Genomic DNA, 15,178 nt, shown 5'->3' with positions numbered 1-15,178 from the left:
ACGAGCCTAGGTGCGCTGCGTGCGGTCTGCTTCTCGATTCCTGATGGGTCGTGTGGCGTGTTTGGTGACGCAGTACGGCATCTCCTCGTTGCCGGATTTGTCGGCTTCCCGACGCTGGTAGTTGCTCGGCGGGACACCGACGAGTTCGGTGAACCGGGTGCTGAAGGTGCCCAGCGACGAGAACCCGACCGCGAAGCACACGTCGGTGACGCTCAGGTCGCCGCGGCGCAGCAGTGCCATGGCGCGTTCGATGCGCCGGGTCATCAGGTAGCGGTACGGCGGTTCGCCGTAGGCGCGGCGGAACTGCCGGCTCAGATGCCCGGCCGACATGTGCACGCCGCGGGCGAGCGCTTCGACGTCGAGCGGCCGGGCGAACTCGCGGTCGATCCGGTCGCGCACCCGGCGCAGCCGGGCCAGTTCGCGCAGGTGCTCCCGGTTGTCGGCGCCACCGGGGCTGTCGGGCTTGCTGGTCACGGCCCGATGCTGCCATGCCGCGCCGACGTCCGGCGGCCGCCGCGGGGTGCGGCGCGCCTCGGCGGCGCCGGAGGTCCGTCGGGGTGCCGGCGAGGTCCGACCGGGAGTCGGTCGTGGGCCGGTCCGGGGTCCGCTGCGGGGTCAGGCGCGTCGGATCGTGATGTCCCCCAGCGCGGTCCCGGCGCGGACCTCGACGGTGGCGTCGCCGTTGGCGGCGGGGTCGGAGGCGGACAGCATGTTGTGCACGGTGCCGAAGTGCGAGCCGACGTCGAGCCAGGCGGCGGTGCCCTTGCGGATGCCGATCTCGATGTCGCCGCGTGCGGTCTCGAGGACGGCGCTGCCGTGGCCGACGTCGCCGATCCGCACGTCGCCGTTGGAACTCTTCGCGACGACGCTGCTGTCGGCCCGGTCGACGACGATCTCGCCGTTGGATGCCTTGGCCCGCAGTTCGCCGCGCACATGGCCGAGGCGGGTGGCGCCGTTGGCGTTCTTGACGACCGCGTGGCCGTCGACCGCGGCGAGGTCCACGGTGCCGGTCCCGGTGCTGGCGAACGCCTCGCCGGCGACGTGTTCGGCGCTGATGGCGCCGTACGACGATTCCGCGTGCAGCGCGCCGGTCCGGTCGACGCGGACGTCGCCCATGCTGGTCTTGAACCGCACGTCGCCGAGGGTTCCGTCGGCGATCAGGTCGCCCATGCTGGTGTTCCCGACGACGCGGGACCCGGCGGGCAGGTCGATGGTCACCTCGACGACGCCGCTGCGCCGGAAGGAGCGGCGCTGCTTGGGGCATTTGACGGTGAGGGTGCCGTGCGCGAAGTCGACGGTGGTCTGTTCGGCGGCCTTGACGTCGACCTCGCGGGCCGGGTTGGCGGGTCGGACCTCGACGGTGGTGGTGGCGCGGCCGTCGTGGGCGACGAGGCGGAGGGTGCCGGCGTCGAAGTCGGCGGCGACGGAGATCGGTTCGGGGGTGTCGAAGCTGGCCATGGCGGTGTCGTCCTCAGGGTCGGCGGCAGCGGTGCTGCCGGGTCGGGCAAGGCGTGCGGCGTCGGCCGCGAACGTGCGGGCGGTGGCGCCATGCGTGGCGCCATCTTTGACGCCAATTGGTGTCAGGTGGCGCCAAGTGGCGTGCGGTCGGGGCGGGGTCAGCGGACCCAGCCGGTGAAGTGGTCGGCGCCGTAGCGCCGGGAGCGCTGCGGGGTGGCCTGGCGGGCCGGTTCGGCCGGCGCCAGGGCGGCGTTGGCGGCACGGACGAGCCATGCGTTGACGGACAGGCCTTCCCCGGCGGCGGCTTCGTCGATGCGGCTCTTGAGGGCCGCGGGGACGCGGAAGTTGATGCGGGCGGTGCCGCCGTCGTCGTCCGGCTCTGGCGCGGGCAGCCCGTGGGCCGGTGCCGCGGCCTGGTCGGGGGCCGCGGCGGGACGGCCGGCGGGGCCGGTATGGCCGGTCAGGGGGCCGTCGTATTCCACGGCGACGCCCGGGTTGACGACGAATTCGGGGTTGAGTCCGCGCAGGCGGAGGTCGACGGAGCCGGGGGCGAGTTCGCGGGTGATCTCGTCGGCGGCGTCGGACAAGGCGCTGAGCAGGGTGAGGCGGGCGGCCGCCTCAAGCGGCGAGGTGAGCCGTTCGGCCAGCGCACGGGCTTCGTCGCCGCCGGCGTCGGCGGCCACGACGAGCTCGATGCGGAGGTTCTCGACGTAGGGCGAAAGGTCCATGACGCCATCATGGCGTCATCGATGGCGCCACGCAAGGGATTATGGCGCCATTAATGCAATCGGGTGGCGTCATACCGGCGCCACACTCCCTCGGGTTGCCGGGCCCCGGTTGCGGGCACAGGCTCGTACCGATACGGGCGCGCGCTCCGGCACGCCCGCGCCGTCCCCGAGGCACCGCGGAACCGTCTCGTCCGGCACCCCGCCCCGAACCACCTACGGAGCTTGCACATGACCGACAGCGTGATCCCCCTGTCCGAGCTGACCGGCACGTACACGATCGACCCGACGCACTCGCGGATCGGGTTCTTTGCGCGCCACGCGATGATCACGAAGGTGCGCGGGGCGTTCAACGAGTTCACGGGCACGATCACCCTGGACGGCGACAACCCGGGCAAGTCGTCGGCGCACGTCTCCATCCGGGCGGACAGCATCGACACCCGCAACGACCAGCGCGACGGGCACCTGCGCACGAACGACTTCCTGGACGCGCCGAACTTTCCGACGCTGGAGTTCGTGTCGACCGGCGCCGAGCAGCTGTCCCCGTCGACGTACCGGCTCACCGGCAACCTGACGATCAAGGGCGTTGCGCGTCCGATCAGCCTGGACTTCGAGTACACGGGCGCGGCCCGCGACCCGTACGGCAACCTGCGGGTCGGCTTCGAGGGCACGCAGGTCGTCAGCCGCAAGGACTACGGCATGACGTGGAACGCGACGCTGGAGACCGGCGGCGTCCTGGTCAGCGACAAGGTGACGCTCGAGTTCGAGGTCTCCGCGGTGAAGAACCCGTAGCCCGGGCCCACGACACGGCGAGGCCCCCCGCGGGTGCGGGGGGCCTCGCCGTTTCCGAGACTTCTCCGAAGACCGGTTCCGGGCCCGTCCGACGCTCCGCCCCGCCGCCGGCTACGGCGCCGGCTACGGCGTCGGCACGATGTCGGGCAGCCGGTACTTCCCGTCGAGGAGCGCCGCGCCCGGCTGGTAGAGCCGGATCATCGGACGGAACGCCCCCGAGGGCGTGGGCAGCCAGTTGGCCTCTTCGCCTTCGATCGGCTTGCCGTGCTGGAGGTGGAGGGTGAGCGACCCGTCGTCGCCGTACACCAGGCCTTCGGTGCGGTCGCCGATGGAGTAGCGGTTGATGGCGTTGTCGACCAGGTAGTAGTCGGGGACGTTGTACATCGTCACCGACCAGAACGCTTCGACCGGCGGCGGTTCGCCGAAGGTGAGCGTGTAGGCGCGGCTCCCGTCCAGGGTGTCGCCGTTCGCGTCGACGAACGTCTGGGCGTAGAGCGCCTCGTAGGCGTGGTTGCCCCACAAGCCCATGCGGGCGGCCGAGGCCCGGTCGAGGTAGGAGTCGGTGCGGTCGGCGATCTTCCACTGGGGACTGTCGACGGTGCCGAGGCCGAGGTGGTCGAGGTTGTAGTCGAAGGCGTGCATCGACATGATCCAGCGCGACCCGCTCGGGTCGGACCCGGGATCCTTCCCGTAAGCCTCGACCCGGGCTTTGCCGGCGGCCATGCCCGCGCGCAGGGCGTCGGCGAGCCCGTCGGGGGTGTCGCGGTAGGGCGACTCGCCCGAGTGGAGCAGTCCGAGCGGGGCGAAGCGGCGCTGGTAGGCGCGGTCGGGGTCGGCGGGCGGGAACGCGGCCATGAGGACCCGCAGTTGCTCCCAGAACCGCAGGTCTTCGCGGACTTCGCGGTCGGGCACGGGCAGTCCGGCAAGGGTGCCGGCGGCGCCGAGGGGGCTGAGGGTGAGCTGTTTTTGCAGGCCGGCGACGCGGGCGGCGTCGTCGGGGCCGTCGCAGGCGAACCGGCCGACGATGCCGACCCGGGTGGTGGGCGCGTTGATGACGGGGGTGGCGTCGGGGACGCTGCCGATCCAGTGCGGCGGGGTGATCAGGTAGGTGCTCGCGGCGGTTCCGGTGGCGCGGCGTCCGACGTACGCGAAGTTGTTGGTCCACAGGTCGACGAACTGCAGGACGTAGTAGGCGTCCGCGGTGTCGGGGACGTGGAGGAGCAGCGGGCCGCCGCTGAGGTCGAGCTGGGCGATCGAGTAGAGCGTGTCGTTGTTGATGGACACGAAGTCGTCGCGGGGGGTGGCCGGCTCGGTGGCGTGGCCGAAGGTGTTGGGGGGTGCGGCGGGGATGGAGCCGAAGCCGTCGGTCGTGCAGCGCTCCACCATGGCGGTGTCGAAGACGAGGGGGTAGCCGTAGATGTACGCCTCGGCGGCGAGTCGGGCGAGGTCGTCGGAGGCTGCGGGCATGCCGACCGTCCTTTCGGAAACCGTGCACGGATCTGCACCTGATAAGTCGTATTGCCACTAAATGCACGTTTCGATCGCCCGGCAACCGGGGGAACCACTCACCCATCGCCCGCCGTCCCGCGCGGTGGGCCTCGGCACGGCGCGTTCCGCGGAGGGCATCGCGGCCGCGCCGACACGTGGGGAGGCTGCCCGGTGGCAGACGCGGCAACTGCCGGAGTACGCGCGCGCATCCGCACCTGGCGCAAGGTGTGGCGGACGACGTTCCCGGGACGCTGCGTGGGACGCGCCCTCGACATCCAGATCACCGACCGCATGATGGCCCTCGCCGCCCAGGCGTTCCTGGCGCTCATGCCGCTGGTGATCGTTCTCGCGTCGGCCGCGCCCACCGCGGTCGGCGACGGCATGCTCGACTGGATGCGCTCGCGGCTGGGGCTGCGCGGCGAGACCAGGACCAACGTGCAGGACCTCACGGCGGCGACGTCCGAGGCGGGGCTCACCGTCGTCGGCTGCCTGCTCGTGCTGCTCAGCGCGACGAGCTTCAGCCGCGCGCTGCAGCGCGTGTACGAGCGGGCGTGGGTGCTGACGCCGGGCGGGCTGCGCAGTGCGTGGCGGCCGCTGGCGTGGATCGTGGGGATCGTCGTCTACTTCGTCGTCATCGGGCTCACCGTGAAGGTGACGCACGGCGGTGCGGCGCTGGGCGTGCTGCGGACGCTGCTGGTGGTGGCCGGGTCGGTGGCGCTGTGGTGGTGGACCCCGTTCGTGCTGCTGTCCGGCCGTGTGCGGTGGCGGGCGCTGGTGCCGACGGCGGTGTTCACGATGGCCGGGACGGTCGTGTTCGGGCAGCTGTCCGCGCGGTACGTGCCGCATCTGCTGGCCACGAACGAGCGCCGCTACGGCACGATCGGCGTCGCCTTCTCGATCGAGTCGTGGCTGGTCGCGCTGTTCGCGGTGGTGATTGCGGCGACGGTGCTGGGCGCGGTGGTGGCGCAGTCCGCCGGCCGGGTCGGTACGTGGGTGCGCGGGGTGCCGGACGCCGACGGGTGGCACCGGACTCCGCGCCGCGGGGTGGGCGAGGCGGCGTAGGCCGCCTCACCCGGCCGGGAGGGGGGCGGCCCGGAGCCGTCAGCCTGCGGCGAGGCGGCGCAGCGCGAGTTCCGCGTAGACGGCGGCGCCGTCGGCGAGGACGGCGTCGTCGAAGGCGGCTTCGGGGGCGTGGTTCGCGGGCGCCTTGGCGAGGTCGCGTTCGGGCGGGCAGGCGCCGAGCATGACCATGGCGCCGGGGACGCCTTCGAGGACGAGGGAGAAGTCCTCGGCGCCGGCGCCGGGGCGCGGCTGGGGGAAGAAGCGTTCCTCGCCGAGGACCTCGCGGATGGTGGCGGCGACGTGGTCGACGGCGCCGGTGTCGTTGACGGTGACCGGGTAGGCGGTGCCGTCGAATTCGACGTCGACGGCGAGGCCGTGGGCGGCCGCTATACCGCGCAGGGTCTGGGCGACCTCGTCCTTGATGCGGGCGTGCGATTCGCGGGTGAAGGAGCGCAGGGTGGCGGCGAAGACGGCTTCGGCGGGGATGACGTTCTCGGCGGTTCCGGCGTGGAAGCTGCCGACGGTCACCACGACCGGGTCGTGGATGTCGAAGCGCCGGGTGACCATCGTCTGCAGGGCGAGGACCATTTCGCAGGCCGCGGGGACGGGGTCTTTCGCGCGGTGCGGCATCGAGCCGTGGCCGCCCGCGCCGCGGACGGTGACCGTGACGCTGTCGGCGGCGGCCATGGCGGTGCCGGCGCGGGCGGTGAACAGGCCGGCGGGGATCATCGCCGAGGTCACGTGCAGGGCGTAGGCGGCGACGGCGCGTTCGCCGCTCGCGTCCAGGACGCCTTCCTCGATCATCAGGCCGGCGCCGCCGGGGCCTTCCTCGCCGGGCTGGAACATGAAGACGACGTTCCCGGCGAGGCTGTCGCGGCGGGCGGCGAGGAGCTGGGCGGCGCCGGTGAGCATGGTGGTGTGCAGGTCGTGGCCGCAGGCGTGCATGCGTCCGGGTTCGGTGCTCGCGTAGGAGACGCCGGAGCGTTCGGTGACCGGGAGGGCGTCCATGTCGCCGCGGAGCAGCACCGTCGGGCCGGGGAGGGCGCCGCGCAGGACGGCGGTGACCGAGCTGAGGGCGCGGCCGGTGGCGATGTCGAGGGGAAGGCCGTCGAGCCCGGCGAGGACGCGCTCTTGCGTGTACGGCAGGTCCAGGCCGATCTCCGGTCGGGCGTGCAGGTCGCGGCGCATGCGGACGAGGTCGCCGTGCAGGGCGCGGGCGTCGTCGAGGACGGTCATCGTGGGATTCCTCTCGTGGGCTTCCGCCAGGGTGGCGCCAGGGTGTGGGATGGCGCTCCGGATGCCGGATGTCCGCAAGGGAGGGGTGCGTGGCGCAGGATTCCGTCGATTCGTCCGTCGGAACGGGACGGGCCGCCGCGGCTGCGGAGCCGTTGGACGAGCTGGACTTGGCGCTCGTGCACGCGTTGCAGGTCGCGCCGCGCGCGCCGTGGTCGGGGCTGGCGCCGGTCCTCGGCGTGGACGCGGTCACGTTGGCGCGGCGTTGGCGCCGGTTGTCCGCGTCGGGGCGCGCGTGGGTGACGTGCTACGCGGGCCCGGGACGCGGTGCCGGAGGCCCGGGCTGCCTGGCCCTGGTCGAACTGGCGGTCGAACGCGGCGCCTTGGCCGCGGTACGCGACACCCTCACGCGAGACGCGCAGGCCGTCAGCGTCGAACACGTGTCGGACGGCCGGGACCTGCTCCTCACCGTCGGCGCCCCTGACGCGGCAGCGCTGTCGGCCTACATGCAGCAGCGCCTGTCGCACGTCCCCGGCGTCGTCTCGGTCCGCCCCCACCTGGTCACCCGGCTCTACCAGGAAGGCGCGGCGTGGCGCCTGCGTGCGCTGGACGCCGGACAGCAACGCACCCTGGGCACCGCCTCCGACGAGACCCCGCGCGACCGCCGCGTCACCGCCGTGGACCGCGCCCTCGTTCTCGCTCTGGGCCGCGACGCCCGCGCCCCGGTCAACGCCCTGGCCCGCAACGTCGGTGTCAGCCCCGCCACCGCCGCGCGCCGCGTCGCCTGGCTGATCGGCTCCGGCCACGCCCGGTTGCGCTGCGAGGTGGCGCACACGCTGTCCGGCTGGCCGGTCACCGCCCTGTGGTGGCTGCGCGTCCCGCCACCCGACCTCGACGAGGTGGGCCGCCGGCTGGCCGCCCACGCCGACGTCCGCATGTCCGCCGCCGTCACCGGCCCGGCCAACCTCTACGCCGCCATGTGGCTGCGCTCCCTCGGCGACCTCCCCGCGTTCGAAGCCGACTTGATCCGCCGCTATCCCCGCGTGGAAGTGCTCGACCGCACGGTCGTCCTGGACTCCGCCAAGCGCATCGGCCGGATCCTGGCGGCGGACGGCCGGTGCGTGGGGTATGTGCCGATGAAGCTGTGGGAAGGGGAAGACGGGCCTCCGTCAGCGCCCTGATGTGCGGTGGCGCTTGCGGAGGCGGTAGACGACCCATGCGGCGGCCGCGACTTGCGTGGCCACGACGATGGCGACGCCGGCGGCGGCAAGGTTGCTGTCGCCGATGCGGATGTCGGCCAGGACGACGAAGCCGACCGCGGCGAGCGGGACGGCGGCGGCGGCGAGGGTGCGGATGAAGGTGACGACGCCGATGGGGTCGAAGCCGCGGCCGACGACGAGGGGAGCGCTGTCGCCGGCGTCGGGGGCCGCGCCGGTGTAGTAGGCGACGGCACGGCGGCCGAGGGCGGGCGTGGCGCGTTCGTAGCCGTAGCCCATGGCGGGGATCCACACGAGCGGGACGGCGAAGCCGACGACGATCAGCACGGCCACGTAGACCCAGCTGAGGATGCGGCGCAGACGGCCGCGGGGGCCCGGTTCGGGGGTGATCAGGCCGAGGACGGCGGCCATCCGCATGAGGGCGCCGAAGCGCTCGGTGAGGCGGGGTTTGGCGGGCTTGGCGGCCTCTCCGGGTTCGGCGGCGTCTCCCGCCTCTCCGCTTTCCCCGGCGTCCTCGGGTTCCCCCGGCGGTTGGTCCGTCGGTCGTGCGGCCTGCGCGGCCGGTTCCTCCCCGGGCTCCTCCCCCGCCACCGCGTCGGGCGTGGCCGTGGCCTGGGCGCGGACCGCGGCCAGGGCGGCGCCGGCTCGCAGGGTGTCGGGGTAGGCGCCTTGCAGGACCAGGAGGTCGGCGGCGCGGGCGTCGCTGCGGGTGTCGCGGCCGTGGAGGGCGGCGATTTCGAGGACCATGCGGGCCTGGCCGAGCAGCGCGGCGCAGAACGCGACCGGGATGAAGGCCAGGAACGGGCCGCCGACGAAGGCGCCTTCGGTGACGGTGACCAGGGTGCCGTGGCGGACGGCGTCGTCGTCGAGTTCGGCGTCGGTGCGGCCGTCGCGGCTTTCGAGGCGGGCGTGGGCGGACGCGGCGGCGCCCGCGCCGAGGTGGCGTACCGCGAACAGCGCCATCACTTCGGCCAGCCGTCCCGGCTGTGCCCACACCGCCCGCAGGAGGGCCGGCGGGAGCCAGCCCTCCTGCGAGGTCGGGGTATCGGTCATACGGGCCCGGTCAGCCGGCTGCCGCCGCCGGGTACTTCAGCAGGAACAGCGCTTCGGCGAGCGCCATGTGCTCGATCTCGCTCGGGTCCACGCTCTCGTTGGGGGCGTGGATGAGGCACTTGGGTTCTTCCACCCCCATGAGGGCGATCTCCGCCTCGGGGAAGACGCGGTGCAGGATCGTGCACAGCGGGATCGAGCCGCCCTGGCCGACGGTCGTCATGGGTTTACCGTACGCCTCCTCGAGCGCCTCCTGGAGGGCGTGGTAGGCGGGCCCGCTCATGACGGCCTTGAACGGCTGCCCCGATTCCTCGGGTTCGAAGGCGAGGCGGACGCCCCACGGCGCGTGGGCCTTGAGGTGGTCGGTGAGCTTGCCGAGCGCCTCGTCGGCGTCGACGCCGGGCGGGACGCGCAGGCTGATCCGGGCGCTGGCCTTGGGCGGCACGGACGCCGAGGAGCCGACGACCGGCGGGCAGTCGATGCCGAGGACGGTGACCGCGGGGCGCGCCCACACCAGGTCGGCCACGGTGCCGCCGGGGACGAGGCCAACCCCGTCGAGGACGCCCGCGTCCGCCCGGAACTGGGCTTCTTCGTACGGTTCGCCGTCCCACACCTGGTCGTTGGCCAGCCCGTCGATCGCGGTCATGCCGTCGGCGTTGCGCAGCGAGGCGAGCATCGCGATCAGCGCACCCAGGGCGTCGGGTGCGGGTCCGCCGAACATGCCGGAGTGCACGGCGCTCTGCAGCGTCTCGACGTGGACGACGACGTTCGCGATGCCGCGCAGCGTGGTGGTGAGGGTGGGGGTGCCGACGGCGGCGTTGCCGGTGTCGCAGACCAGGATGGCGTCGGCGCGCAGGACGTCGGGGTGCTGCGGGACGTAGTTGTCCAGGCCCGCGGTGCCTTGTTCCTCGGAGCCTTCCGCGACCAGGCGCAGCGTGACGGGGATGTTGTCGCCGAGCGCGCGGAGCGCGGTCAGGTGCATGGCGATGTTGCCCTTGCAGTCTGCGGCGCCGCGCCCGTACCAGCGGCCGTCCTTCTCGGTGAGTTCGAACGGCGGGGTGTGCCAGGCGGCGTCGTCGAGCGGCGGCTGGACGTCGTAGTGGCAGTAGAGCAGGACGGTGGGGGCGCCGGGCGGGCCGGGGCGTTCGCCGACGACGGCTTTGCTGCCGTCGGGGGTGGGGTCGAGGCGGACGTCGGCGAAGCCGACCTCGCGGAACGCGTCGGCGACGAACTGCGCGGTCTTCTCGCACTCTTCCGGCGGGAACTGGCGCGGGTCGGCGACGGATTTGAAGCCGACGAGCGTGGCGAGGTCCTGCTTGGTGCGGGCCATCTGCTCGTGGATGCGGCGGGCCAGGTCCTGGGTGGTGGGGGCCTGCCTGCCGGGCGCGGTGGTCATGCGGGGGGTGGTCCTTCCGGTGCGGGCGGTCGGTGCGGCGGGGGTGCGGGGGCCGACGCAGGCCGCGTCAGGAGTTGGCGACGTCGTCGAACTTGAGGTGGCGGACCTGGTCCTCGAAGTCGTCGACCTTGGAGGGGCAGTAGGTCTGCAGGACGATGCGTTCGGCGTTGACGACGCCCGGGGCGCCGATGGTGGGGCGCTGCCCCGGGCCGGCGGCCCCGTTGGTGAGGCCGACCCGGTCGATCCCGTTGCGCAGTGCGGTGGCGGGGTCCGCGCAGACGGCGCCGCCGTCGGTGCCGAGGACGCGGACGATCTGGTCCGTGGTCGGGACCGGGAGGCCGGCGGCGGCCAGCGAGTTCTTGAGCTGGTTCGCCTTGTTCGTGGCCTCGTTGGTGGCCTTGATGTTGCTCCACGACACGAGTCCGGCGACGAGGATGCCGACCAGGATGACGACCGCGCCGATGTAGATCCAGCGGCGGCTCATGACGCCGGTGTCGACGTGGCCCGCGTGGTCGACGTCTTCGCCGAGGTGGTGGTGGGTCTTCTCGGGGCTTCCGGTGTTCATGCCTGCGCCTCGCCTTCGGTGACGGTGCCGACGCCGGCCTTCCATTCGGTGTCCGGGCGTTTCCAGCTGGGCTTGCGGAACCTGAGGAACAGGTACGGGATGAGCAGGCCCACGATGACCAGGCCGCCGCCGACGATGAAGAGGTAGGAGATGAGGCTGCCGGAGCCGTACTGGGACGGCGGCACGAACCCGATGATCATGGCGGCGGCCGACGCGACGAAGCCGACGACGCACAGCACCGGCAGCCACGGGGCGCGGAAGCCGCGCGGGTGGTCGGGCTTGTTGCGGCGCAGCCGGAGCGCGGCGACGAACATCAGCAGGTAGACGATGAGGTAGACCTGCGTGGTGATGACGGACAGGATCCAGTAGGCGCTGGACACGTCCGGGATGAACGCGTACAGCAGCGCGATGCCGGTGGTGACGAAGCCCTGGGTGACCAGGATGTTCTGCTGCACGCCGTGCTTGTTGAGCTGCTGGAAGAACGGCGGCAGGTAGCCCTCTTCGCGGCTGATCGCCAGCAGGCCCTTGGACGGGCCGGCCAGCCAGGTCAGCATGCCGCCGAGGGCCGCGGCGATGAGCATCAGGCCGAGGATCGGGGTCAGCCAGGTGACGTTGAAGTAGGCGAAGAACGCGTCGAACGCCTGCATCACGCCCGCGGTCAGCGACAGGCTCGACGACGGCACGACCCAGCTGATCGCGAGCGCGGGGAGGATGAAGATGAGCAGCACCAGGCCGGTGGCCAGGAACATCGCCTTCGGGAACTCCTTGGCGGGCTTGCGCAGCGAGGAGACGTGGACGGCGTTCATCTCCATGCCCGAGTAGCTCAGGAAGTTGTTGACGATGAGCACCAGGCTGGCGAGGCCGGTCCACGGCGGCAGGATGTGGTCCGAATTCATCGGCGCGGCCGACGGGTTGCCCTGGCCGAGGAACACGGCGCCGAGGACGATCAGGATCAGGCCGGGGATCAACGTGCCGATGATCAGGCCCATGCTGGACAGGCCCGCGACGGTCTTTGTGCCGCGCGAGGACACGAATACGCCGAGCCAGTACGTGACGACGATGACGATCGCCGTATAGAGGCCGCTGCTGGCCAGGTCGGGGTTGACGACGTACGCGAATGTGCTGGCCACGTAGGCGAGCAGGCTCGGGTAGTAGAAGATCGTCATCGCGAACTGGCACCACACGGCGAGGAACCCGAGCGGCTTCGACAGCCCTTCGGCGACCCACCGGTACACGCCCCCGGACCAGCCGGACGCGAGTTCCGCGGAGACCAGCGAGGTCGGCAGCAGGAACACGATCGCGGGGACCAGGTAGAGGAAGACGCAGGCGAGGCCGTAGACGGCCATCGTCGGCGCGGCACGCAGGGAGGCCACCGAGCTGGTGGTCATCAGCGCGAGGGCGAGCCACGAAATGGCGTTGAGCTTCGGACCGGCGTGGGCGGCGGTCTTGCGGCCCGCTGTTCGGCCTGCGGGCGCGTCCATTGATGCCACGAGGGCTCCTTCCGCCTTCACGACTGGGGCAGAGTCCGGATCCGGGCCGGGCGGCCGCGAAACAAGTAGGCGGATATTGCCCTATTTGGCCCGGTTTGTATCCACGGTTGCATCATTGGGGAGGGTGGGGAAGGACGCAAGTGGAGGGGGTGGAGGGATGAGTGTCATAGGTGGGGTTGGTGTTACTCCTGGGGCTCTGGGGGCGATGAGGGGGCGTTGAGGACGCGGCGGAAATTCCGGAGACAGGGGGTGGGGGGTCTGGGAGGTTCGGGGACGGGGGGCGGGTCGGCTCAGGCCATGGGACGGGGGGCCGGGCTCTGGCATCCGCACGCGCCGTACCGTACGGTCCCGGCGTGATGCAGGGCCGCGCCGTCGCGGTCGGCAGCGCGTCCTTCGCACCAGCAGGAGGCTTCGTGTCCGTCCCGTCCGAGCAGTCCCACGCGGTGATCATCGAGGCCGCGCTCAACGGCATCAACCCGCGTGCGCCACGCGACCCGGACGGCATCGCCCGGGACGCGCTCGCCTGCCTGGAGGCGGGCGCCGCGATCCTGCACAACCACATCGACACGCCCGGCCGCAGCACCGGCGCACCGCCGCCCACCCGCGAAGAAGTCGCCGAGCGCTACCTGCTCGCCTGGCGGCAGGTGTTCGCCGAACGCCCGGACACGCTGATCTATCCGACCGTCGGCTACGCGGCGGACGTGGCCGGCTCGTTCGCGCACGTCGAACTCCTCGCCAAGGGCGGCTGGCTGCAGATCGGCATCGTCGACCCCGGTTCGGTCAACCTCGGCGGCTGCGACGCGGACGGCATCCCCACCGGGGGCATCGTCTACAGCAACAGCTACGACGACATCCGCCACCAGATGAACCTGTGCACGCAACTGCGCCTCGGACCCAGCCTCGCCATCTACGAGCCCGGCTTCCTGCGCGCCGTGCTGGCGTGGCACCGCGCCGGGCGCCTCCCGGCCGGCGCCATGGTCAAGCTGTACTTCGGCGGCGAGTACGGCTACCTCGGAAAGACCACCGCGGGCCCGTCGTTCGGCCTCCCGCCCACCGAGCCCGCCCTGCGCGCCTACCTCGACATGCTGGACGGCACCGGCCTGCCCTGGTCGACGGCGGTCATGGGCGGCGACATCTTCGCGACCCCCGTCGCCCGGCTGACCCTCGAACTCGGCGGACACCTGCACGTCGGTTTGGAAGACCACGCCGGCCCCGGACTGCGCGAGGCCACGAACGCGGAACTCGTCCGCGAGGCGGCGGATCTGGCCCGGGCGGTGGGACGGCCGGTCGCCACGACGGCGGACACGCGGGCTTTGCTGGGACTGCCGTCGGCGACGGGCTGAGGCCGGGGCGGGCTGAGGCGGGGGCGGGCGCCGAGGCGGGAACGGCGTCGAAGGCGTCCGCTCAGGAATCGGGCCGGCCGAGTACGGCCGCGGCCAGTGCGGACCAGTCGCCGTCCAAGTAAGGCAGGCGGGGGACTTCATCGCGGGGGCCCGGCGCATCCTCGGCGCCGGGCAGGGTGAGCAGGTCGGTGAGGATTGCGGCTGCGCGCTGGGTGGTCTCATCCGGACGCGGTGGCGCGGAGAGGGTGAGGGCGAGGGCTGCGGCTCGGGTTGCCGTGGGTCGAGTGGCCGGGTCTTCGCGATCGGCCGCGGCCGTGTCGGCGAGGGTGCGGACGGCCCACGGCGCCACGGCTGTTCCGCCGCCCAGGAGGCTCGCGGCGAGGGCCGCGGTCGCGGCGGCCGTACCGTCCGGGTCGGCGGCGGCCCGGGCGGCGAGGAGCGGGATCGTGGCGGCCGCGTCCTCGGGGAACCAGCCGAGGAGGTAGGCGGCCGCGGTGCGCACGGACGGGTCGGGGTCGCGGAGCAGCCGCCGGTAGGCGGGCGCACCGGCGAGGGCCTCGTCGTAGCAGCGGAGCGCCCAGGCCGCTTGGTCGCGTTCTGCGGCGAAGTCGCGGACGTCGAGCAGATAGGCACGGTTGGCGCGGATGTCGTCGTTGGGTGCGTCGGCGACCCATGCGGCCATCGCCAGGCGGGCTTCGCCGACGTCGCGAGCGGCGATGCGTGCGGCTTCCGCGCGCAGGCCGACGGCGTCGAAGCCGCCGGGTATGTGCGCGTCGTCGTACCCGACGGCGAGGAGCGCGACGAGGCGCAGGATCCGCTCCCGGTCGGGCGTCCCGGGGTCGTCGGCTGCGGCGATCAGGTGCGGGATGGTCGGCGCGGTCGCGGAGTAGCGGTCGCCTTGGTGGAACACGCTTCCGGCCAGGCGACGGCGTGCGCGGCGGCGCGCGGCGGCGTCGGGCACGCGGAGCGCGGCCAGGAGACCGGGCATGTCGTCGGCGGGGCCGTAGGCATGGGCGAGGGACGGCCAGTCGACGTCCGCGGTGCGGGGCCGGTGGTGGATGTCCCGCTGGGGCGGGGCGGTGGGGTTGCCGGTGCCGCGGTTCGCGGACGCGGGGACGGGCGTCGTGGGCGCGAGATCGCGGATGTCCGTTGCGGTGGTACTACTGCCGTCCCGGAAGGTCGCCATGACGTCAAAGCTAGTCCCTGTTCGGACAAGTGTTCGAGTGTGACACGCCGGGGGCTTCGGGGCTGAGGAACATCGATGTCGGATCGTGCGCTAAGCCCGCATCGGTCCTGGTGGCGGGGCGACGCGCCTTGCGCGGTGGGCAAGTTCGTAAAGTGATCCGCAGATAATCCCCT

At 72.6% G+C, this 15,178-nt stretch carries 14 protein-coding genes; 4 read left to right on the top strand and 10 right to left on the bottom strand.

Annotated elements, in window-relative coordinates; translation table 11 throughout:
* Nucleotides 1-6: 6 nt before the first annotated feature.
* The 3 genes from ABEA93_RS22470 to ABEA93_RS22460 all read right to left on the bottom strand — a co-directional run bounded on the left by ABEA93_RS22470 (nt 7) and on the right by ABEA93_RS22460 (nt 2,186).
* Entirely contained in the window at nt 7-474 is a 468-nt protein-coding gene (locus ABEA93_RS22470; protein WP_345677483.1) for a helix-turn-helix transcriptional regulator, read from the bottom strand.
* A gap of 141 nt (nt 475-615) precedes the next feature.
* Nucleotides 616-1,458, bottom strand: a complete 843-nt coding sequence (locus ABEA93_RS22465; RefSeq protein ID WP_345677482.1) for a DUF4097 family beta strand repeat-containing protein — start codon at nt 1,456-1,458, stop codon at nt 616-618.
* Between the two features lie 158 nt (nt 1,459-1,616).
* Nucleotides 1,617-2,186 (bottom strand): toxin-antitoxin system HicB family antitoxin, encoded by a 570-nt coding sequence (locus tag ABEA93_RS22460; protein WP_345677481.1) that lies wholly within the window; start codon nt 2,184-2,186, stop codon nt 1,617-1,619.
* A 228-nt stretch (nt 2,187-2,414) separates the two neighbouring features.
* Here ABEA93_RS22460 and ABEA93_RS22455 point away from each other — a divergent pair, with 228 nt between their 5' ends.
* On the top strand, nt 2,415-2,975 hold the full coding sequence (locus ABEA93_RS22455) for a YceI family protein (protein ID WP_345677480.1): 561 nt from the start codon (nt 2,415-2,417) through the stop codon (nt 2,973-2,975).
* A 123-nt stretch (nt 2,976-3,098) separates the two neighbouring features.
* On the opposite strand, the gene ABEA93_RS22450 is transcribed toward ABEA93_RS22455, so the two are convergent.
* Nucleotides 3,099-4,442 (bottom strand): DUF1254 domain-containing protein, encoded by a 1,344-nt coding sequence (locus tag ABEA93_RS22450; RefSeq protein ID WP_345677479.1) that lies wholly within the window; start codon nt 4,440-4,442, stop codon nt 3,099-3,101.
* Between the two features lie 192 nt (nt 4,443-4,634).
* Here ABEA93_RS22450 and ABEA93_RS22445 point away from each other — a divergent pair, with 192 nt between their 5' ends.
* Entirely contained in the window at nt 4,635-5,525 is an 891-nt protein-coding gene (locus tag ABEA93_RS22445) for a YhjD/YihY/BrkB family envelope integrity protein (protein ID WP_345677478.1), read from the top strand.
* A gap of 39 nt (nt 5,526-5,564) precedes the next feature.
* Here ABEA93_RS22445 and ABEA93_RS22440 read toward each other — a convergent pair whose 3' ends face one another.
* Nucleotides 5,565-6,761, bottom strand: coding sequence for a M20 metallopeptidase family protein (locus ABEA93_RS22440; RefSeq protein WP_345677477.1), 1,197 nt, complete (start codon nt 6,759-6,761; stop codon nt 5,565-5,567).
* Nucleotides 6,762-6,850: 89 nt separating this feature from the next.
* On the opposite strand from ABEA93_RS22440, the gene ABEA93_RS22435 reads away from it, so the two are divergent.
* Nucleotides 6,851-7,939, top strand: coding sequence for an Lrp/AsnC family transcriptional regulator (locus ABEA93_RS22435; protein WP_345677476.1), 1,089 nt, complete (start codon nt 6,851-6,853; stop codon nt 7,937-7,939).
* Here ABEA93_RS22435 and ABEA93_RS22430 read toward each other — a convergent pair.
* The 4 genes from ABEA93_RS22430 to gadC all read right to left on the bottom strand — a co-directional run bounded on the left by ABEA93_RS22430 (nt 7,928) and on the right by gadC (nt 12,467).
* The gene (locus ABEA93_RS22430; protein WP_345677475.1) at nt 7,928-9,028 is read right to left on the bottom strand and encodes a hypothetical protein; all 1,101 of its coding nucleotides are present in this window, start codon (nt 9,026-9,028) and stop codon (nt 7,928-7,930) included. The genes ABEA93_RS22435 and ABEA93_RS22430 overlap by 12 nt on opposite strands.
* Before the next feature lie 10 nt (nt 9,029-9,038).
* Nucleotides 9,039-10,421 carry a dipeptidase gene (locus tag ABEA93_RS22425; protein ID WP_345677474.1) on the bottom strand — a complete coding sequence of 461 codons (1,383 nt, stop codon included), beginning with the start codon at nt 10,419-10,421 and terminating at the stop codon, nt 9,039-9,041.
* A 67-nt stretch (nt 10,422-10,488) separates the two neighbouring features.
* Nucleotides 10,489-10,986, bottom strand: a complete 498-nt coding sequence (locus ABEA93_RS22420; protein WP_345677473.1) for a hypothetical protein — start codon at nt 10,984-10,986, stop codon at nt 10,489-10,491.
* On the bottom strand, nt 10,983-12,467 hold the full coding sequence (gene gadC, locus ABEA93_RS22415; RefSeq protein WP_425585053.1) for a glutamate/gamma-aminobutyrate antiporter GadC: 1,485 nt from the start codon (nt 12,465-12,467) through the stop codon (nt 10,983-10,985). Before gadC ends, ABEA93_RS22420 begins: the two co-directional genes overlap by 4 nt.
* Nucleotides 12,468-12,832: 365 nt before the next feature.
* Between gadC and ABEA93_RS22410 the strand changes: the two genes are divergently transcribed.
* The gene (locus ABEA93_RS22410; RefSeq protein ID WP_345677623.1) at nt 12,833-13,819 is read left to right on the top strand and encodes a beta-keto acid cleavage family enzyme; all 987 of its coding nucleotides are present in this window, start codon (nt 12,833-12,835) and stop codon (nt 13,817-13,819) included.
* 61 nt (nt 13,820-13,880) lie between these two features.
* On the opposite strand, the gene ABEA93_RS22405 is transcribed toward ABEA93_RS22410, so the two are convergent.
* On the bottom strand, nt 13,881-15,005 hold the full coding sequence (locus tag ABEA93_RS22405; RefSeq protein ID WP_345677471.1) for a HEAT repeat domain-containing protein: 1,125 nt from the start codon (nt 15,003-15,005) through the stop codon (nt 13,881-13,883).
* Nucleotides 15,006-15,178: the final 173 nt, after the last annotated feature.

The organism is Yinghuangia aomiensis, assembly GCF_039542225.1.
Lineage (GTDB): Bacteria > Actinomycetota > Actinomycetes > Streptomycetales > Streptomycetaceae > Yinghuangia > Yinghuangia aomiensis.
This window is presented reverse-complemented; position numbering and strand designations above follow the sequence as displayed.